The 18,999-nt window shown below is 34.4% G+C and carries 19 protein-coding genes; 12 read left to right on the top strand and 7 right to left on the bottom strand.

Features of this window, described 5'->3' with window-relative positions; genetic code table 11:
• Window positions 1-17 precede the first annotated feature (17 nt).
• A complete protein-coding gene (locus tag K8344_RS05305) occupies window positions 18-320 on the bottom strand; it encodes a hypothetical protein (protein ID WP_139854845.1) in 303 nt (100 codons plus the stop codon).
• A 101-nt stretch (window positions 321-421) separates the two neighbouring features.
• Window positions 422-1,021, bottom strand: a complete 600-nt coding sequence (gene folE, locus K8344_RS05310; RefSeq protein ID WP_165148229.1) for a GTP cyclohydrolase I FolE — start codon at window positions 1,019-1,021, stop codon at window positions 422-424.
• A 121-nt stretch (window positions 1,022-1,142) separates the two neighbouring features.
• Here folE and K8344_RS05315 point away from each other — a divergent pair, with 121 nt between their 5' ends.
• The 8 genes from K8344_RS05315 (at window position 1,143) to K8344_RS05350 (ending at window position 8,658) form a co-directional block, all read left to right on the top strand.
• A complete protein-coding gene (locus tag K8344_RS05315; protein ID WP_139854847.1) occupies window positions 1,143-1,802 on the top strand; it encodes an ABC transporter ATP-binding protein in 660 nt (219 codons plus the stop codon).
• Between the two features lie 24 nt (window positions 1,803-1,826).
• Window positions 1,827-2,591 carry a TIGR02757 family protein gene (locus tag K8344_RS05320; RefSeq protein WP_237607458.1) on the top strand — a complete coding sequence of 255 codons (765 nt, stop codon included), beginning with the start codon at window positions 1,827-1,829 and terminating at the stop codon, window positions 2,589-2,591.
• A gap of 121 nt (window positions 2,592-2,712) precedes the next feature.
• Window positions 2,713-3,948, top strand: coding sequence for a sensor histidine kinase (locus K8344_RS05325; protein ID WP_237607459.1), 1,236 nt, complete (start codon window positions 2,713-2,715; stop codon window positions 3,946-3,948).
• Between the two features lie 69 nt (window positions 3,949-4,017).
• Window positions 4,018-5,940, top strand: a complete 1,923-nt coding sequence (locus K8344_RS05330) for a BatA domain-containing protein (protein WP_237607467.1) — start codon at window positions 4,018-4,020, stop codon at window positions 5,938-5,940.
• A gap of 26 nt (window positions 5,941-5,966) precedes the next feature.
• A complete protein-coding gene (locus tag K8344_RS05335) occupies window positions 5,967-7,223 on the top strand; it encodes a dihydroorotase (protein WP_237607473.1) in 1,257 nt (418 codons plus the stop codon).
• Window positions 7,223-7,543, top strand: a complete 321-nt coding sequence (locus K8344_RS05340) for a hypothetical protein (RefSeq protein ID WP_237607481.1) — start codon at window positions 7,223-7,225, stop codon at window positions 7,541-7,543. The genes K8344_RS05335 and K8344_RS05340 overlap by 1 nt, the downstream gene beginning before the upstream one ends.
• 52 nt (window positions 7,544-7,595) lie before the next feature.
• A complete protein-coding gene (locus tag K8344_RS05345; protein ID WP_139854853.1) occupies window positions 7,596-7,919 on the top strand; it encodes a DUF4870 domain-containing protein in 324 nt (107 codons plus the stop codon).
• 79 nt (window positions 7,920-7,998) lie between these two features.
• Window positions 7,999-8,658: an alpha/beta hydrolase gene (locus K8344_RS05350; RefSeq protein WP_237607489.1), complete on the top strand. Its 660-nt coding sequence runs from the start codon at window positions 7,999-8,001 to the stop codon at window positions 8,656-8,658.
• A 276-nt stretch (window positions 8,659-8,934) separates the two neighbouring features.
• Here the strand turns inward: K8344_RS05350 and K8344_RS05355 are convergent, their stop codons facing one another.
• The gene (locus K8344_RS05355) at window positions 8,935-9,429 is read right to left on the bottom strand and encodes a hydrolase (RefSeq protein WP_237607491.1); all 495 of its coding nucleotides are present in this window, start codon (window positions 9,427-9,429) and stop codon (window positions 8,935-8,937) included.
• A gap of 4 nt (window positions 9,430-9,433) precedes the next feature.
• A complete protein-coding gene (locus tag K8344_RS05360) occupies window positions 9,434-10,210 on the bottom strand; it encodes an MBL fold metallo-hydrolase (RefSeq protein WP_237607493.1) in 777 nt (258 codons plus the stop codon).
• A 79-nt stretch (window positions 10,211-10,289) separates the two neighbouring features.
• Between K8344_RS05360 and K8344_RS05365 the strand changes: the two genes are divergently transcribed.
• Window positions 10,290-11,744: a TonB-dependent receptor gene (locus K8344_RS05365; RefSeq protein WP_237607495.1), complete on the top strand. Its 1,455-nt coding sequence runs from the start codon at window positions 10,290-10,292 to the stop codon at window positions 11,742-11,744.
• On the opposite strand, the gene bcp is transcribed toward K8344_RS05365, so the two are convergent.
• Entirely contained in the window at window positions 11,745-12,200 is a 456-nt protein-coding gene (bcp, locus tag K8344_RS05370) for a thioredoxin-dependent thiol peroxidase (protein ID WP_237607502.1), read from the bottom strand.
• A 30-nt stretch (window positions 12,201-12,230) separates the two neighbouring features.
• On the opposite strand from bcp, the gene K8344_RS05375 reads away from it, so the two are divergent.
• Window positions 12,231-12,890, top strand: a complete 660-nt coding sequence (locus K8344_RS05375; protein WP_237607504.1) for an endonuclease III domain-containing protein — start codon at window positions 12,231-12,233, stop codon at window positions 12,888-12,890.
• A gap of 104 nt (window positions 12,891-12,994) precedes the next feature.
• On the opposite strand, the gene K8344_RS05380 is transcribed toward K8344_RS05375, so the two are convergent.
• Window positions 12,995-13,147: a hypothetical protein gene (locus tag K8344_RS05380; protein ID WP_165148262.1), complete on the bottom strand. Its 153-nt coding sequence runs from the start codon at window positions 13,145-13,147 to the stop codon at window positions 12,995-12,997.
• A gap of 59 nt (window positions 13,148-13,206) precedes the next feature.
• On the bottom strand, window positions 13,207-13,791 hold the full coding sequence (locus tag K8344_RS05385; protein ID WP_237607506.1) for an RNA polymerase sigma factor: 585 nt from the start codon (window positions 13,789-13,791) through the stop codon (window positions 13,207-13,209).
• A 266-nt stretch (window positions 13,792-14,057) separates the two neighbouring features.
• Between K8344_RS05385 and uvrA the strand changes: the two genes are divergently transcribed.
• Both uvrA and K8344_RS05395 read left to right on the top strand, forming a co-directional pair.
• Window positions 14,058-16,829 (top strand): excinuclease ABC subunit UvrA, encoded by a 2,772-nt coding sequence (gene uvrA, locus K8344_RS05390; protein ID WP_237607515.1) that lies wholly within the window; start codon window positions 14,058-14,060, stop codon window positions 16,827-16,829.
• 318 nt (window positions 16,830-17,147) lie between these two features.
• A complete protein-coding gene (locus tag K8344_RS05395) occupies window positions 17,148-18,422 on the top strand; it encodes a hypothetical protein (RefSeq protein WP_237607518.1) in 1,275 nt (424 codons plus the stop codon).
• The last annotated feature ends 577 nt before the right edge of the window (window positions 18,423-18,999 follow it).

Genomic DNA, 18,999 nt, shown 5'->3' on the forward strand with positions numbered 1-18,999 from the left:
CGCTCTAACTACATTAATTATTCATCAACTCTAATTTCGATAGTTTGTGGTGCTGGTTGCTTTTTCCATACAAAAGTATACAACCACATAAGTGTAAATGTTGGAACTATATCGGTAAATGGTAGAATTTCTTCCAAGAACACAACAACAGAAGCTAATTTACCTTCATTACCTTTATACATTTTAGACATTTGCTTGGCAGCCAACGGTGCCCAGATCATATCCAAAAATGGACCTACCACAGGAATAGCCATGGTTGACATCCCTATTAAATCATAAAGTATTCCTTGGCGGAGAAGTTTATATTTTTCGTCTTTCATTATAAGTAATTTTTGTTTCTATATCTAAAACAAAAAACATTCCAAAATATTACTCAAACGCCAAAATACTTCTTTATAAGCTAGTTAACCTTTTAATTACTTTATGAAAGATCGTGACTTATCAGTTTTAGGAATTCGTTTCGAGTTTCAATAGCTTCAAATTGGCCTCTAAAACCAGAAGTAGTAGTTACACTATTCTGCTTTTGTACTCCTCTCATCATCATACACATGTGTGAAGCTTCAATAACCACAGCAACTCCTTTAGGTTTTAAGGTGTTGTTGATACATTCTAAGATATCATGAGTTAACCTCTCCTGAACTTGAAGTCTTCGTGCAAAAACATCTACCACTCTTGGAATTTTACTCAAACCGACAATATGTCCATCAGGAATGTAAGCTATATGTGCTTTCCCGAAAAAAGGCAGAATATGATGTTCACATAAAGAATAAAGTTCAATATCCTTTATTATTACCATATCGTGATATGATTCTGCAAACATTGCACTTTTTAAAATTTCAGCAGGATCTTGATGGTTACCCGACGTTAAAAACTGAATTGCTTTAGCAGCGCGTTCAGGGGTTTTTACAATTCCTTCACGGTTAACATCTTCTCCTATTGAAGTTAAAATTTTACTGTAATCCTCAATCAAATCGTCGGTTACAGGTTGATCATATTCTTCAAAATATCTATAGGTGGCCATTTATTATATGTTTAATTATTGAAAATCAAAAATAAACACATATGTCCGAATAAAAACAATATTCCCAATGAGATTGTATTATAGCTTCATAAATAGTACTTTCACATTTTAAAATTTTGCGATGATTAAAGCTCAAAACATTCATAAATACTACGACAATTTACACGTTTTAAAAGGAGTTAATCTTCATATTAAAAAAAGTGAAATTGTATCAATTGTAGGTGCTTCAGGTGCAGGCAAAACTACATTACTACAGATTTTAGGTACTTTAGATGCTTTTGATAAATCACAAAGTAAATTAGATATAAACGGTGTGGATATAGGTTCACTTTCTGGGAAAAAATTAGCTAAGTTTCGCAATGAAAATTTAGGGTTTATCTTTCAATTTCATCAGTTACTTCCTGAGTTTACCGCTATAGAAAATGTATGTATTCCTGCCTTTATAAAAAACACACCCAAAGCTGAGGCAATAAAAAGAGCTAAAGAATTACTTTCTTTCTTAGGGCTTTCGCACCGTGAAGATCACAAGCCGAATGAACTTTCTGGTGGAGAACAACAACGTGTAGCGGTAGCAAGAGCTTTAATAAATAATCCTGCTATAATTTTAGCGGATGAACCTAGTGGAAATTTAGATACCGAAAGCGCAGAAAACCTTCACAACTTATTCTTTAAATTAAGAGATGAATTTGGACAGACATTTGTAATTGTTACTCATAACGAAGAGCTTGCTAATATGGCCGATAGAAAATTGGTAATGCAAGACGGAGTAATACTTACTTAAAATTATACGCAATAAAGTATATCAATGAATAAGGCGCAGCTTAAAGAATTTCTCGACGAAAAAGTTATTCTCTACAATAACCCAGATTTTATTGAAAGTGACCCCATACAAATTCCGCATTTATTTACGTTAAAAGAAGATATTGAAATTGCAGGGTTTTTAGTTGCTACTATAGCTTGGGGAAACAGAAAGAGCATCATTAATAACGGGCATCGTTTAATGGATATTATGGGCAATTCGCCTTACGACTTCATAATGAATCTAAATGAAGACGATTCAGAAAAGCTTGACGGATTTGTACATCGCACTTTTAATAGCGACGATTTGTTCTACTTTTTAAAATCACTTCAAAACATTTATAACAACCACGGCGGATTGGAGCGTGTTTTTGCAAAATATTCGGAAGAAGATTCTGTGCAAACTGCTATACATCAGTTCAAGAAAGTGTTTTTTGAACTTCCACATCTTCCGCGTACGCAAAAGCACGTAAGCGACCCTTTAAAAAATTCTGCCGCCAAACGAATAAATATGTTCTTACGTTGGATGGTAAGAAAAGACAATGCCGGTGTAGATTTTGGAATTTGGAACTCCATTTCCCCTTCTCAGCTTTCTTGTCCGTTAGACGTGCATAGCGGCAATGTTGCCAGAAAATTAAAACTCTTAAAGCGCAAACAAAATGACGCTAAAGCTTTGGCTGAATTGGATACTTCCTTAAGAAAATTAGATCCAAATGATCCTGTTAAATACGATTTCGCTTTATTTGGCTTAGGGGTTTTTGAACAATTTTGATATCCATTTAACCCTTCGCTAAGCCTTGTCTTTTATTGATATATTAATATGAAAAATTGTATATTTACGTTTAATTAAAAAATGTCATTTATTTGATATTTCTAACAAAGTACACAACGTCTTGATAGAACCTCGAATTCCTATTGATGAAGAACAACGTCTTGAAGCAGTGCGGTCTTATGATTTATTAGACACGTTACCTGAAAGAGACTTCGACAACCTTACATTAGTTACTGCTACTGTTTGTGATGTGCCTATTTCCTTGGTTACTTTGGTAGAATCCGACAGAAACTTTTTGAAATCGCATTACGGGATTCCCTTTAATGAAAGCCCAAGAAGCACCTCTTTTTGTGGCCACGCCATATTAGATGAATCTTGTATTTTTATAGTTGAAGACGCAAGAAAAGACCCTCGATTTGTAGATAATCCGCTAGTTACCGAAATGAATGCTATTTTTTATGCTGGCGTTCGTCTTGTAAACTCCGATGGGTACCCATTAGGTACATTGTGTGTTTTCGACACTAAACCTCGCAAACTTACTTCCAAACAGAAAAAGGCGCTAATCGCATTAGCATTTCAGGTGGTTAATCTCTTTGAAGCTAAAAAACGAAATAGAGAATTGATGGTTATTCAAAATGAATTGAAGGAGAAAAACGAAGAACTTAAAAACTTCGCAGGAATGGTTTCTCACGACATGAAAATGCCACTAGCCAATATGATAATCACCTCAGATATGCTTCGTAGTAAATACGGCCAATATCTCGACGACCAAGGCAAGCAATATTTGGAATATATAAAGCAATCTTCTTTTACTTTAAGTGAATACATTACAGGAATGCTTGAACATTACGAGAGTGATAAAACAGCATCTTTAAGCGAGGAAATTTTTGACAGCCAGGACCTTTTAGAAGATATTATCGAACTTCTTAATATTAATTATGACTGTGAAATAAATCTTCCTGAAGAAAATATCGAAATGAAGGCCAATAGAGCTGCCTTAGAACAGATTACATTAAATTTAATCACCAATAGTTTAAAATACAACGATAAAGAAACCATAGTAATTGATATCAATTGTTGGAAAGAAAGAGGTTATTATTATTTTACAGTCACCGATAATGGTGTAGGCATTGAAAAAGAAAAGCTTAAAAGCATCTTCAACCTTTTTGAAACTGTTGGCGAATTAGACCGATATGGTAAAAAAGGGAACGGAATTGGCCTTTCTACGGTCAAAAAATTAGTAAATAAATTAGGGGGTGATATCGAGGTTACCTCAGAAAAAGGAAAAGGAACAACTTTTAAATTTTATATTAAAAAAATGAAAAAGAAGACTCCTAAACAACTAAAGGAAAATTAAATGGTTTTAGGCTGGTAATCTACTCGTTATTAAGTTCCGTTTTCTATCTTTGAATTTATAATTTTAGGAATGCAGTTTAAACACCCAGAAATTCTTTACGCCCTTTTCTTGCTGCTGATACCGATATTTATTCATCTTTTTCAACTTCGGCGATTTCAAAAAGTAGCGTTTACCAATGTTGCTTTTCTAAAAAAAATAAACATACAAACGCGTAAAAGTTCGCAGCTAAAAAAATGGCTAACACTTTTAATGCGTCTATTGGCAATGGCTGCACTTATTTTTGCCTTCGCACAACCTTTTACAGCTTCCAATACGGCTTTAAAAAACGAAAAAGAAACGGTAATTTATATAGACAATTCGTTTAGCATGCAAGCAAAAGGAAGTCAAGGCCCCCTGCTTGAACGCGCTTTACAAGACTTGTTTGAGAATTCTGCAACAATTGAAAATCTAAGCTGGTTTACCAATAATACGCAACAAAAGAACTCTTCAGTTCAAGACTTTAAAAACGAAATTCTTTCTGTAACATACTCGCAAAATCAACTCACTGCCTCTCAAGTATTGCTGAAGGCAAATCAGCTCTTTTCAAATGAGAAAGATGTTGTTAAAAGATTGATCTATATTTCAGATTTTCAACAACAAGAAGCTTTTCCTCCTATTTCAAACGACATAATTGTAGATGCAGTACAATTAAAACCTGTAAAACACTCGAATATAGCAATTGACAGTGTTTATATCACTTCAAAAAATGCTTTTATTATCCAGTTACAGGTTAAAGTTTCAAAATCTGGAGATGATTTTTCGGAGGCTCCAATTTCGCTGTACGATAATAATAAATTGGTTGCAAAAACAGCAGTTGATTTCTCAAATAGCAAAAATGGCACCGTTACTTTCGACATAGATAATTCAGAAGAGTTTACTGGAAAGTTTCAGGTTACCGACCCTAATTTAACTTTTGACAACACACTGTACTTCAATATCAACAAACCAGAAAAAATTAAAGTTTTAGCCATTAATGAAGCGAACGGCAATTTCTTAAAACGCTTGTTCGAAAAAGAAGAATTCCAATTTACACAACAAACGTTTAAAACACTTAATTACAACGAAATTCCTAATCAGAGTTTTATAATTTTAAACGAATTAGAAGAGATTCCAGCTTCATTAAGTACTGCTTTAAAATCGTTTAGCGATAATGGAGGTAGTATTCTTATAATTCCTAATCCTGAAGCCGATATTAACAGTTATAACAATCATCTATTCAGCCTTGGATTAGGAAGTATCTCCACAGTAAATTCACAAGAGAAAAAAATTACAAACATTGTTTTTTCCCACCCCTTATTTAAAGATGTATTTGAAAAAGAAGTAACAAATTTTCAATATCCTAAGGTTAGTTCATTTTATACTATTTCAACCAATGCCACCCCTGCGATAAGGTTTGAGGATAACCAACCATTTTTACTTCAAAAAAACAAGACGTATTTATTTACTTCAGCAATAAACAAGGAGAATTCAAATTTTCAAAACTCGCCATTAATAGTACCAACGATCTACAATATGGCTTTACAAAGTTTACCCCTGCCACACCTCTATTATACTATTGGTGAACAGAATTCAGTTGCAGTGCCTGTAAATCTAGGACAAAACGAAATTTTAAAAATAAAAGATAGTATAAGTCAGTTTATTCCATTGCAGCAAACAAAAGCTAATTATGTTTTAATCACTACCACTGAAGAACCTACAAATGCTGGAAACTATCAAATTGTAAAGGAAAACGAAATTTTAGAAAACATAAGCTATAATTATAGTCGAAGCGAAAGTGAACTACTCTATTTAAATCCAGACGAATGGAATGGTGTAAATGTATATAGCGCTATAGTCAATCTCTTCGAATCGCTAACAGATGCAAATTCAATCAACAGTTTTTGGAAATGGTTTGCTATTTTTGCACTGCTTTTTTTACTTTTTGAAATGTTAATCTTAAAGTTTGTCAAATAGAGAGAAAAAGAAATTAATCTTAATATATGAAGATACTACTTAAATCCGCAACCATTATTGATGAAGCTAGTAAGCATCACTTAAAGAAACGCGATGTATTATTAGAGAATGGTAAAATTTCAAGAATTGCTGCTAAAATTCCTTCTTCGGAAAAGGTTAAGGAAGTTTCATTGAAAAATCTTCATATTTCACAAGGTTGGTTTGATAGCAGCGTTTCTTTTGGAGAGCCAGGCTTTGAAGAGCGCGAAAACGTTGAAAACGGATTAAAAACTGCAGCATATAGTGGTTTTACAAGTGTAGCCGTTAACGCCAATTCTTTTCCTGTAACAGACAGTAAAGGACATATAAAGTTTCTAAAAAGTAAAGGCGAAGGAAATGCCGTTAACCTCTATCCTATTGGCGCACTTACATCCGGCAGTAAAGGAGTAGATTTAGCCGAATTGTACGATATGCAAAATGAAGGTGCAGTAGCTTTCTACGATTATAAAAATCCTATTTCTAATGCCAATTTGCTTAAAATTGCATTGCAGTATACACAAAATTTTGACGGACTAGTACAGTCATTTCCATTTGATAAATCGGTGGCTAAAAATGGGGTGGTCAACGAAGAAGAAAATAGTACTAAACTTGGTTTAAAAGGTATTCCTGCCCTTTCTGAAGAGCTTCAGGTTATTCGTGACTTGTATCTATTAGAATACACAGGTGGAAAACTTCACATCCCGACAATTTCTACAAAGAAATCGGTAGAACTAATTAGAGCAGCCAAGAAAAAAGGCCTAAATGTAAGCTGTAGCGTAAGTATTTTCAATATAATATTAACCGATGATGTTTTGGAAGAGTTTGACACAAATTTTAAACTACTTCCTCCTCTTCGAACAAATGAAGATACTAAAGCATTAATTAAAGGTTTAAAAGACGGAACTATTGACGCTATTACAAGTGACCATAATCCAATAGACATAGAGCACAAGAATGTAGAATTCGACCACGCTTTCTTTGGAAGTATAGGCCTGGAATCTTGTTTTGGCGCAATAAATTCAGTTTTAGGAGTTGAAGATTCTGTGAAGAAACTTACAGGCTTAAAAGATGAATTTAAAATAGCATCAGAAACTATAGAAGAAGGCAATACCGCTTCCATTACATTGTTTAATCCGGATGATCATTGGGTGTTTTCTGAAGAAAATATACTTTCAACTTCCAAAAATGCAGCACTATTAGGACAAAAACTCAAAGGAAAAGCTTACGGGATTTATTCAAATAACCAGTTAATTTTAAATAAATAATGAAGACTTCTCCTCCAGGCAAATCAACTGCTATGATTGCCTATGCTCCCTTTGTAGGATTTATAATTGCTTATTTTATAAATCGCGATGAAAATCACAAATTTCCTACTTGGCATATAAAAAACATGTTCGGCTTGGTATTGCTATTTATAACATCCCTGGTTATACAATCGCGAATAGACACAAAAACTGGTGATATTATATGGTTTGTAACCTTTATACTTTGGATTTTCAGTTGGATTATGGCTTATAAAAATCAAAAAAAGGGAATCCCTATTTTAAGTGAGAAATTTCAACAATGGTTTACCTTCTTAAATTGAAACTATTGGTTATCTTTAGCTTATCATAAATTTATAATTAAATTTTAATACTATGGAAAAAGCTTCAGATGATGGTAAAACAGTTGCAATTATCTCATATATCACTTTAATAGGCTGGATTATTGCACTTATAATGAACAACGGTAATAAAACCCCGTTGGGAACTTTTCACGTTCGCCAATCGTTAGGAATTATGTGTGTGGGTGTGGTGTTTGCAATAATTTCTGGTTTTCTAGATTTATGGATTCTTTCCTCCATAGTGAATATTGGAGTTTTAGTACTGTGGATTCTAGGATTAGTTAGTGCTGTACAAGGTGAAATGAAACCAGTACCGCTACTAGGTGAACAATTTCAAGAATGGTTTAAAGGAATCTAAATTATTTAAAAAATATTTAAACAGACCTTTTCTTCTGAAGTACTTTCAGATTGAAAGGTCTTGCTTATTTTTGTAACTTATGGAAAAACAAACTTTACTTTTAGAACACAATTATAGAGCCGCTAAAAATACTTCGGGAAAAGCGCCAGTAATTATTATGCTACACGGATTTGGAAGTGATGAAAACGACTTATTCTCCTTCGCTTCTGAGCTTCCAGAAAAATATGCTATCATCTCTTTAAAAGCACCTATAAAGCTTGAGCCGTACGGAAATGCTTGGTACAATATTTATTTTGATAACGACCAAGGTAAGTTTAGTGATGACGTACAAGCCATTAGCTCGAGAGAATTAGTAGCAAAATGTATCGATAGTGTAGTTGAAAAATACAACGTCGATGAAAATAATGTAACTCTACTTGGTTTTAGCCAGGGAACAATTTTAAGTTTTGCTGTAGCTTTAAGCTATCCAGAAAAAGTGAAAAATGTTATTGGACTAAGCGGATATATCAACGAAGAAATATTAAAAGAAGGCTATAAAAACAACGATTTCAGTCATTTAAACATCTATACTTCTCACGGAAGCGTAGATCAGGTTATCCCCGTTCAATGGGCTAGAAAAACAGAGCCATTTCTAAAAAACTTAAATATAAACTGTGCTTATTCAGAATATCCTGTTGGCCACGGTGTAGCCCCACAAAACTTCCACGATTTCAAAACTTGGTTAGAAAAGGTGAGTTGAGAAGTTGGAGGTTAGAGGCTAGATGCTAGACGTTAAGTCTTGGCTTTTGGTTCTAGTGGTGAGAGATTAGCTAATAGTTTTTAATTTGTAGTGAAGGGATAAATTTCAAGTGTCAAATCCCAAAATCGTAAAGCATCTTTCATGATTCTGCATTATGAATTCACAATTAATAAGAGACGCTAGATATTTAGTCTCGATTCTAGGCTCTTGGCTCCTGGCTCTTGGCTCCTGGCTCTTGGCTCTTGGCTCCTGGCTCCTGGCTCTTGTTTCTCAAAATTAATTCTGATATAGAAAAGATGCTATTGGGGTAAGGTCTAGATCGCCGTTTTCTTTAAAGTAATATTCTAAAATCATCTCACCCCAAAATTTACCATCTGTAAAGTCGGCTTGAATCCATTTATGGTTTAAGAATTTTACTTTATTGATCTTCATATCACCATTCATTCCTTCAAAAGGCACCAATGGGTTACTTCCTTTCTGTAGATTGAAATCGTAGATTTTCTCAGAAATCATAGTCTCTACATCCGCAGCTTCATACCCTAACCTTTCTAAATAGGTCATTGCATTTTCATTTCCTTGCAAGGTGAAGTAATTCAAATTGTGGTTTTCAAGACTAAGTACTTCTAAAGAATCTTCAGCTTTGTTTGCTCTTTCTCTAAGTTCTTCGATTTTGTTTTCTTGCCTTTCAAAAATTTTCTTCTGATTCATATACTGAAAAAGAATCAACAGTAGAACAAATAGAAACAAGTACAAATAAATATTCTTTCTCATGTAATTATATATTAATCTTTAGTGTATCGTAAGCCAAATGAACGTTTTTAGGAAGTTTCTTTTCTACTACTTCATGAAAACCCATTATATGACTAATATGTGTAAAATACGTTTTTTCTGGTTTTATTTTTTCAACAAACTCGAGTGCTTCCGTTACATTAAAATGCGAATAGTGAGGCTCTTCACGTAGCGCATTTACTACCAGAACCTTAGTTCCCATCACTTTTTCAATTTCTTCGTCGGATATCGTTTTTACATCGGTTAAGTATGTAAAATCTTCAACGCGAAATCCTAAAACTGGAAGCTTATCGTGCATGGCTTCAATAGGAATAACTTTTTTTCCTCCTATAGTAAAAGGTGTATTCTTATCTATTTCAATTGCTTCAATACTTGGAGCACCTGGATATTTATTTTCGGTTGTAAAGATATATGCGAATCGTTCCCGAAGCGATTTAAAAACACGTTTATCTGCATAAAAAGGCATAGTGCCTTGTCTAAAATTAAATGGGCGAATATCATCTAAGCCTGCAGTATGGTCACTGTGTTCGTGAGTGATGAGAATACCATCTAATTTGGAAACGTTTTCTCGTAGCATTTGATATCTGAAATCGGGCCCACAATCAATTACAAAATTATAATCATCCCAAGATAGTAACGCAGAAACTCTTAAGCGTTTATCCTTGGGATCTTTACTTAAACAAACCTCGTGTTTACTCCCAATTACAGGGATTCCCTGAGATGTTCCAGTTCCTAAAAATGTAACCGTGATTTTAGATTTCATTCCCGCAAAAATAATAGTATTTTTTTTGTTTACCTATTGTAATTGCTACCTTTGTTAATAAGAATAAATAGAACGTACTATGCCGGAATCCATACTAGGAGATAAGGAGTTTGAGAACATACCATCCATTAGAAGCAAAGCTTTAAGAATAAACCTTAATGAAAATATTTATGGCACTTTCGCTGAAATTGGTGCTGGACAAGAAACTGTTCGAAACTTTTTTAGAGCTGGAGGTGCATCGGGAACTGTAGCTAAAACAATGTCGGCATACGACAAAGATTTTAGCGATGCTATTTATGGTGTTGAGGAAGACGGTAGATACGTTACAGAGTCTAGACTACAAAAAATGCTTACACACGAATTCGATCTTATTGAAGAACGAATCGATCGTGTAAAACATCCCAATAGACTTTTCTTTGCTTTTGCAAACACGGTTGCAACTATAGATTTTGCTAAAAAATATAAAGGCCATGGTTGGTTAGGTCTTCGATTTCAAATAGACCCTTCCGAACCTTATAATGAAATCACACTTCATATTCGTTTTCACGAAAATGATGCACAATTGCAACAAGTAACTTTAGGAAAATTAGGAGTAAACCTTATTTACGGCGCGTATTACAAATACGATGAGCCTAATAAACTTTTACGTTATTTATACGATCACATCGATCAAGATAAAATTGAAATAGATACGATTAACTTTTACGGTCCACGTTTTGAAAATGTAGATAATAGGTTGATGAGCCTACAGCTTATTAAAAATGGGATGACCGATGCTGTTATGTTCGATGCTAGTGGAAATAACGTGTTACCCGCTAAAATTCTTTATAAGAAAAATATTTTAGCCCTACGTGGAAGTTTTAGACCTGTAACCAAGGTAAACATAGATATGTTTAAGCATTCTTATGAAATGTTTTTAAATGAAAACAGAGTTGATAAGAATAAGACAGAGGTGATTTTTGAAATCACACTCTCTAATTTACGTGCCGATGGCGAGATTGATGAAGAAGACTTTATGGATAGAGCAAAACTACTTTGTTCGTTAGGCCATACAGTAATGATTTCAAACTTTCAAGAATACTACAAGTTGGTTGAATATTTTGCGCGTTATACCAAATTGCGAATGGGTCTAGCGATGGGCGTAAGTAATTTGATTGATATTTTTGATGAGAAATACTATCGTCATTTAAGCGGGGGAATTCTTGAAGCTTTTGGAAAATTATTCTTTAAAGACCTTAAGGTTTATTTATATCCAATGAAAGATTCTGAAACTGGGGAGTATATAAATAGCGAAAACCTTAAAGTTCATCCACGGATGAAGGAATTGTACAAATTCTTTAAATACAACGGAAAAGTTGTAGATATTAAAGACTACAATCCAGAACACATGGATATTTTTTCAAGAGAAGTATTACAGATGATTGAAGAAAACAAAGACGGCTGGGAACAAATGTTACCAGCCGGTGTCTCTGAAACCATTAAGAAAAAGAGATTATTTAACTATAATCCCCATCCCGAGGAAATAAAAGATTAATTAATCTTCAAGGATTTGAGCTGCGTGATCCTTAGTCTTTACTTTATCGATTACGCGCTCTATTATACCATCTTCATTAATTATAAAAGTTTTGCGGTGAATGCCATCGTATTCTCTCCCCATAAACTTTTTTGGCCCCCAAACCCCAAATCCATTAAGCACCTCTTTATTTTCATCGGCCAATAGAGGAAATGGTAATTTGTACTTTTCTTTAAAATTTGTTTGTCGCTTTTCACTATCGGCACTCACTCCTAAAAGCTCGTAACCTTGATCTTGTAGGGCTTGATAATTATCTCTCAAATTGCAAACCTCTGCCGTACAACCAGGTGTACTTGCTTTTGGATAGAAAAAAACCACCCATTTTTTACCTTTATAATCCTCTGACGATATAGGGTTTCCACTTTGATCGTTAACTTTAAAATTTGGCGCCTTATCGCCGGCTTGTAATGTTTTCATTATCCTTATTTTTGCATAAAAGTACTTAAAATGACAAAGAAAGAAAAGGTTGAATTCGTTATAGATACGTTAAACAACCTTTATCCACAAATACCTGTACCGCTAGATCACAAGGACCCGTACACATTATTAATCGCGATACTGCTATCGGCGCAAAGCACAGATGTAAGAGTTAATCAAATCACACCCTTGCTGTTTGAAATTGCCGATAATCCGTACGATATGGTTAAACTCTCTGTTGAGGAAATTAGAGAAATAATTAAACCCGTAGGGTTATCTCCTATGAAATCAAAAGGAATACACGGTCTTTCTCAGATATTGATAGAAAAACACAACGGGGTGGTTCCGGCAGATATTGAAATCTTAAAAACTTTCCCAGCCGTAGGACATAAAACTGCTAGTGTTGTGGTTAGCCAAGCGTTTAATATTCCAGCGTTTCCTGTAGATACACATATACACAGACTAATGTATCGCTGGGGCTTTTCTAACGGCAAAAATGTAGTGCAAACTGAAAAAGATGCGAAGCGGTTATTTCCTAAAGATTTATGGAATAAACTTCACCTCCAAATGATTTGGTATGGAAGGCAATATTCTCCTGCGCGCGGATGGGATTTAGAGAAAGATATCATCACAAAAACAATTGGTAGGAAATCGGTAATTAACGAGTATTGGAATAAGAAAAAGAAGTAATTATTATATTGATTTTTAGATGTAACCTCAGCCTCAATTGGATTAAATAGACATTCTAAGACATAAAAAACCCTGAAACTTTTGTTTCAGGGCTTTTCCAAAGTTTAGTTAAGAAGTGCTTCAAACTTCTTGTTTTGGTAATCTATAACACTTAAAGCCATCGAATAATCCAGAAGAAATTTTATGGTTTCTTCTTTTGGAACGAGATTTTTATTCACGTCGTCCACACGTGATATTTTGGAGTAAAATTTTTGCATAGATTCTTGTTGTTTAGTGGTTTATTCCCAAATAACGCAACAAAAGTCATATTATTGTATCAATTGGTTAATATAATATTATGTTTATCAATTACTTTCCTCAAATTTATAAGCGCATAACGCATTCTACCCAAGGCCGTATTGATGCTAACACCCGTTTGCTCACTAATTTCCTTAAAGCTCATGTCTTTATACATTCGCATAATTAAAACTTCTTTTTGATCTTCAGGAAGTTCTTCAATCAATCTTCGAACATCATCTTCTACCTGCCCCTTAATAATTTGTTTTTCAGCATTTAAGGCGTTGTCACTTAAAACAGAAAATATATTAAAATCATTATTATTCTCGAATTTAGGCATGCGATTGCTTTTTCTGAAATGGTCTATTACCAAGTTATGTGCTATTCGCATCACCCACGGCAGAAATTTTCCCTCTTCGTTATATCCACCTTTCTTTAATGTTTTAATTACCTTAATGAAAGTGTCCTGAAATATATCTTCAGATATATCTCTATCATAGACTTTGGAATAAATAAAGCTGTAAATTCTTTGTTTGTGGCGTGTTATTAATTCGCCAAGTGCAGATTCATTACCCTTAATATAAGCGCTTACCAAAAACGCGTCGGTGTTCGTTTGTTGCTTCATACCAATACTTACTAAATAAATAAACAACAATGAGTTGGTTGTTTAATAAAATGTTTATTTGTTAAAAGTAAAGGTCAGCTATAGGCAATAATTTATAATTAAGACGTTGTAAAGCGTAAATATAACAACATTCGCTTCACAAAAGCAAAAAAATGCTTAAAATTTTTTATAATAAATAATAATATCGGCAAAAGTGTGTTGCTCAAACCTATATAGTATCTTTGCAATCCCGATAGCAGGTGGAAATATAAAAGAAAGATATTACATTGAAAACAGATACCGTAGATACTAAGAACAACATCCTTATTCAAGGGGCAAAGCTTCACAATTTAAAAGATATAACGGTTGCTATACCTCGTAATAAATTGGTGGTAATCACCGGTCTTTCTGGTAGTGGAAAATCCAGTTTGGCATTCGATACGCTTTACGCTGAAGGGCAACGCCGCTATGTGGAAAGCCTTTCGAGTTATGCGCGTCAGTTTTTAGGAAGACTAGACAAACCTAAAGTAGATTCTATTAAAGGTATTTCTCCTGCCATTGCCATTGAACAAAAGGTAAATTCAACAAACCCAAGATCTACCGTAGGTACTTCTACCGAGATTTATGATTACCTAAAATTACTTTATACGCGAATTGGGAAAACAATTTCTCCAATTTCAGGAAGAGAAGTAAAAAAAGACACCACTTCCGATGTAATTAAATTCATCAAAACCTTTTCAGAAGGCGAAAAACTATTGCTCCTTGCTCCTATTCATCTTGAAGAAGGACGAACAATGGAAAATAAAATTCAAGCCCTAGCCCAACAAGGTTATGCTCGTGTAAAGGTTAAAGGTGAAGTGATCCGCATAGATGAGTTAAAATCTTTTCCAAAGAAAATTGATGTTGTTGTAGATCGCGTTATTACAAAAAATGAAGAAGATTTTTACAACCGTCTAGCCGATGCAGTTGAAATAGCCTTTTTTGAAGGTAAAGGTGAATTATATATTGAGGAACTATCTTCCAAAAAAATTACTGAGTTCAACAATCGTTTTGAGGCAGATGGAATGTCTTTTATGGAACCTAACGCTCATTTATTTAGTTTTAACAATCCTTATGGCGCTTGTCCTGTTTGTGAGGGATATGGCGATGTAATTGGGATAGACGAAGATTTAGTAATTCCTAATACTGCTCTTTCTGTTTACGAAAATGCAATATTCCCTTGGCGTGGTGAAAGCATGAGCTGGTATCGAGACCAGTTGGTGAATAGCGCTTATAAATTCGATTTTCCTATCCACAAACCTTGGTTTCAACTTTCTGATAAACAAAAACAGTTGGTCTGGAAGGGGAATAAACATTTTGAAGGCTTAAACTCATTCTTTTCATTTTTAGAATCGAAGAGTTATAAAATACAAAATCGAGTAATGTTATCACGTTACCGAGGAAAAACGAAATGTGCTACTTGCCAAGGAAAACGACTTCGGCCTGAAGCTAGCTACATAAAAATAAACAATACTTCAATTCAAGAATTAGTTGAGCTACCACTTGATAAACTTGCAAACTTCTTTAAAAACCTTGAACTATCAGAATACGATGCTAAGGTAGGAAAGCGATTATTATTGGAAATAAACAATCGCATTAGCTTTTTAAGAGATGTTGGTTTAGGTTACTTAACCCTTAATCGTAAATCGAATACACTTTCGGGTGGAGAGTCGCAACGAATAAATCTCGCTACATCCTTAGGGAGCAGCTTGGTAGGGTCTATGTATATATTGGATGAACCTAGCATCGGACTACATCCAAAAGATACAGAAAGACTTATTGTAGTTTTGAAGGCCTTACGCGATTTAGGAAATACGGTGATTGTTGTAGAACACGATGAAGATATTATGAAAGCCGCCGATCAGATTATAGACATCGGCCCGGAAGCAGGAACGTTTGGAGGTGAAGTGGTGGCTCAAGGAAATTATAAAGAGATACTAAAATCTGACTCGCTAACTGCAAAATACCTGAATGGCGAGATGGAAATTGAAGTTCCGAAGAAACGTCGAACATCCAAAAATAAAATTTCTATTACCGGGGCCAGACAGAACAACTTAAAAAACATCGATATTACCTTTCCGCTCAATGTCTTTACAGCGGTAACTGGTGTTTCTGGAAGTGGAAAAAGCACCTTGGTAAAAAAAATACTCTACCCTGCCCTACTGCGTGAAATTGGTGGTTATGGTGAAAAACCTGGTCAGTTTTCAGAAATCACAGGAGATTTTAATACCATAAAAAGTATTGAGTTTATAGATCAAAACCCAATCGGTCGTTCTAGTAGAAGTAATCCTGTTACCTATATTAAGGCATACGATGATATTCGAAATATATTCGCCTCACAAAAATTATCGGACATACGCGGCTTTAAACCAAAACATTTCTCCTTTAATGTAGATGGAGGACGTTGTGAAACCTGTAAAGGTGAAGGGGAAGTAACTGTAGAAATGCAGTTTATGGCCGATGTACATCTAGTATGTGATACTTGTAACGGCAAGCGCTTTAAAAAAGAAGTCTTAGAAGTTACATTTCAAGATAAAAATATAGACGATGTTTTAAGCATGACGGTTGATGATGCTGTAGCCTTTTTTGGCAAACATGCACAGTCAAAAATTGCTGCAAAACTACAGCCACTACAAGATGTTGGACTTGGTTACGTACAATTAGGACAAAGCTCTTCTACGCTTTCAGGAGGAGAAGCACAACGTATTAAGTTAGCTTCATTCCTAGTAAAAGGAACTTCAAAAGAAAAAACTGTATTTATCTTTGATGAACCTACCACGGGGCTGCATTTCCACGATATAAAAAAGCTACTCGCTTCATTTTATGCTTTATTAGATAAAGGGCATACAGTAATTGTGGTAGAACACAATCAAGATCTTATTAAATGCGCCGATTTTATTATAGACCTCGGTCCTGAAGGAGGAGAAAATGGAGGACAAATTGTAGCTAAAGGCACTCCAGAAGAGGTTGTAAAAAGCAAAAAATCTTTTACAGCTGCATATTTAAAAGAGAAGCTATAATTACTTTAATTTGGCATACTATTTGAAACTAATCTACCAGAAACTTTTAGTTTTTGGTTGGTTAGTTTTAAAAACCCGTTGCAAATGTTTATACATTTCAGCGGGTTTTTTTATCAATGAAATATAAACTGAAGTGAAAACAAACCACCTTCCAATCTCTTCTCTCTATTTTCTGTTCTTTGTTCTCTTCGCTTTGTCTTTCCTTAAACCCCTCTGATAATCAACGTTTTAAAACTTTGGCACGGTCGTTGAATAATCTAAAACGTACCGAACTACCAAAGAACTTAGAGAAAGTACAAACCTTTAAATCTTAACCTTATGAAAAACTTAGCACTTATCTTCAGCATACTTTTTATGGGATTATCTGCTACTGCAGCATCGCCAGAAAGTGAAAACAATATTAGAAGAAGTTATGACGGCAACGCATACATCTTCGTAGAAGGCGATGTAGAATTTTCTGTCTTCCCAGATGGACAATTCGATTTCGTTTATATCGGACCTCAAAAAGGTTCTAATGTAACTATAACCTCGCGAAACGTTAATATAAGTTTCAACTCAGGTTATAATTATGACGCTTATGTTCAGTACGACGATTATGGAGCGGTAATTCAGGTAGAAAATGTACCTATTTACTACGACCAATACGGACGTATTATTCAAGCAGGCAATGTAGATATTCGTTACAACAACCGACGTTTAGTACGTGTGGGAGGCTTACGCGTAATTTATAATCACTATGGTCATTTTTCACATGTAAGTGGATATATCAATCCTTATAACAGATATTACGTTTACCGTCCGTGGCATGATTATTATGCTAGACCACTCTATACACACTGTGTAGTTTACGACAGACCTTATAGAAGATATTACAATCCTATTCGCTATAGCTACCACGAGCATATAGTGTATTATAAAAAAAGACACAAAGTAGCCTATCAGAACGGGCGTAGAGATTTTTATCGTCCAGGAAGCCGTGTGTACGATAAAAGAGGAAGAGCGTCTATTAATAAAGATTTCAACCCAAGTAGAGAAAACACTATGATTTCTAATAATACTAGAGTTAAAAACTCGGTTAGAAACAACGATAGATCAAACAATGCTATACGTTCAAACACAAGAAGCAATACCATTACAAGAAAGGTAAGTACTTCAAGTAGAGGTGCCGTAAAAACTGATAGAAATGTTAGAAAAAGTAGTGTAAATGCTAACAGTAATCGCAACAAGAAAAGTGTTTTAACTCGTACAAATAACAACACACCTGTTAAAAGCTCCAACACTAGAACGAGAAGCGTGGAGCAAAGAAATACTCCTAGAGCTGTAAAGAGTACTAGAAGTAGTACCCGCAGAGCTACAACAGTTTCACAGAATAGAAATAGTACTGCTAAAACACAAACTAAAAACGTTTCATCAAATAAAAGGAACAGAACAGTAACTAGAAATAAATCTCAAGCACCAACGCGCACCACAACAAGCCGTAGTACTTCAGTAAAAAGGTCTAGTGCACCTGCTTCTAGTAGAACAAAAGCAAAAACCTCAAGAAGAAGTTCTTCAAGGGAATCTATTTCTAAAGGATCTAGAGGAAGAGGATAAAAATAGTTTTTTGGTTGGTTTGTTAACCCCTCGTGATTCACAAGACGTGAAACTCGGGGGGTTGACTTTTTTAATTCAGAATTAGAAATTAGAAGTTAGAAGTTAGAAGTGAGATGTTAGAAGTGGGAAGTGGGAAGTGGGATGTTAGAAACTAGAAGTTGCAAGTTAGAAGTTAGAAGTGGGAAGTGGGAAGTTAGCAACTAGAAGTTGGATTTTGGAAGTTAGAAGTTAGAAACTAGAAACTAGAAGCTAGAATCTAGACTAACTTCTCATAACTCCTTTTAATTCAGAATTAAAAATTATGGATTACGGTTTTGGAATTTGGAATTTGGAGCTTATGTTCTCTCTAACAATTACCAACTCACCATTAGAAGTTAGAAGTTAGAAGTTGGAAACTAGAATCAAGACTTCAGTCTAGCGTCTCAAATCTCATGTCTCAAATCTTTTACTAATTACGTTTTTGAAATTTGGAATTTATTTTTTTGTATATCCCTGATTAGTGTTGACCGTTATTTATTAATTTAGATTATCAAAAATAGTCATCAATTTTCTTTCTTGAGGCCTCAAGAAAGAAAAT

The sequence above is a fragment of the Aequorivita xiaoshiensis genome, from assembly GCF_022008395.1.
Lineage (GTDB): Bacteria > Bacteroidota > Bacteroidia > Flavobacteriales > Flavobacteriaceae > Aequorivita > Aequorivita xiaoshiensis.

Coding starts and splice junctions, on each gene's coding strand:
- K8344_RS05365 (WP_237607495.1), top strand. CDS start 10,290: ATGCCGGAATCCATACTAGGAGATAAGGAGTTTGAGAACATACCATCC.
- K8344_RS05375 (WP_237607504.1), top strand. CDS start 12,231: ATGACAAAGAAAGAAAAGGTTGAATTCGTTATAGATACGTTAAACAAC.
- bcp (WP_237607502.1), bottom strand. CDS start 12,200: ATGAAAACATTACAAGCCGGCGATAAGGCGCCAAATTTTAAAGTTAAC.
- K8344_RS05340 (WP_237607481.1), top strand. CDS start 7,223: ATGAAGACTTCTCCTCCAGGCAAATCAACTGCTATGATTGCCTATGCT.
- K8344_RS05350 (WP_237607489.1), top strand. CDS start 7,999: ATGGAAAAACAAACTTTACTTTTAGAACACAATTATAGAGCCGCTAAA.
- K8344_RS05335 (WP_237607473.1), top strand. CDS start 5,967: ATGAAGATACTACTTAAATCCGCAACCATTATTGATGAAGCTAGTAAG.
- K8344_RS05380 (WP_165148262.1), bottom strand. CDS start 13,147: ATGCAAAAATTTTACTCCAAAATATCACGTGTGGACGACGTGAATAAA.
- folE (WP_165148229.1), bottom strand. CDS start 1,021: ATGGCCACCTATAGATATTTTGAAGAATATGATCAACCTGTAACCGAC.
- K8344_RS05305 (WP_139854845.1), bottom strand. CDS start 320: ATGAAAGACGAAAAATATAAACTTCTCCGCCAAGGAATACTTTATGAT.
- K8344_RS05315 (WP_139854847.1), top strand. CDS start 1,143: ATGATTAAAGCTCAAAACATTCATAAATACTACGACAATTTACACGTT.
- K8344_RS05330 (WP_237607467.1), top strand. CDS start 4,018: ATGCAGTTTAAACACCCAGAAATTCTTTACGCCCTTTTCTTGCTGCTG.
- K8344_RS05360 (WP_237607493.1), bottom strand. CDS start 10,210: ATGAAATCTAAAATCACGGTTACATTTTTAGGAACTGGAACATCTCAG.
- K8344_RS05345 (WP_139854853.1), top strand. CDS start 7,596: ATGGAAAAAGCTTCAGATGATGGTAAAACAGTTGCAATTATCTCATAT.
- K8344_RS05320 (WP_237607458.1), top strand. CDS start 1,827: ATGAATAAGGCGCAGCTTAAAGAATTTCTCGACGAAAAAGTTATTCTC.
- K8344_RS05395 (WP_237607518.1), top strand. CDS start 17,148: ATGAAAAACTTAGCACTTATCTTCAGCATACTTTTTATGGGATTATCT.
- K8344_RS05355 (WP_237607491.1), bottom strand. CDS start 9,429: ATGAGAAAGAATATTTATTTGTACTTGTTTCTATTTGTTCTACTGTTG.
- K8344_RS05385 (WP_237607506.1), bottom strand. CDS start 13,791: ATGAAGCAACAAACGAACACCGACGCGTTTTTGGTAAGCGCTTATATT.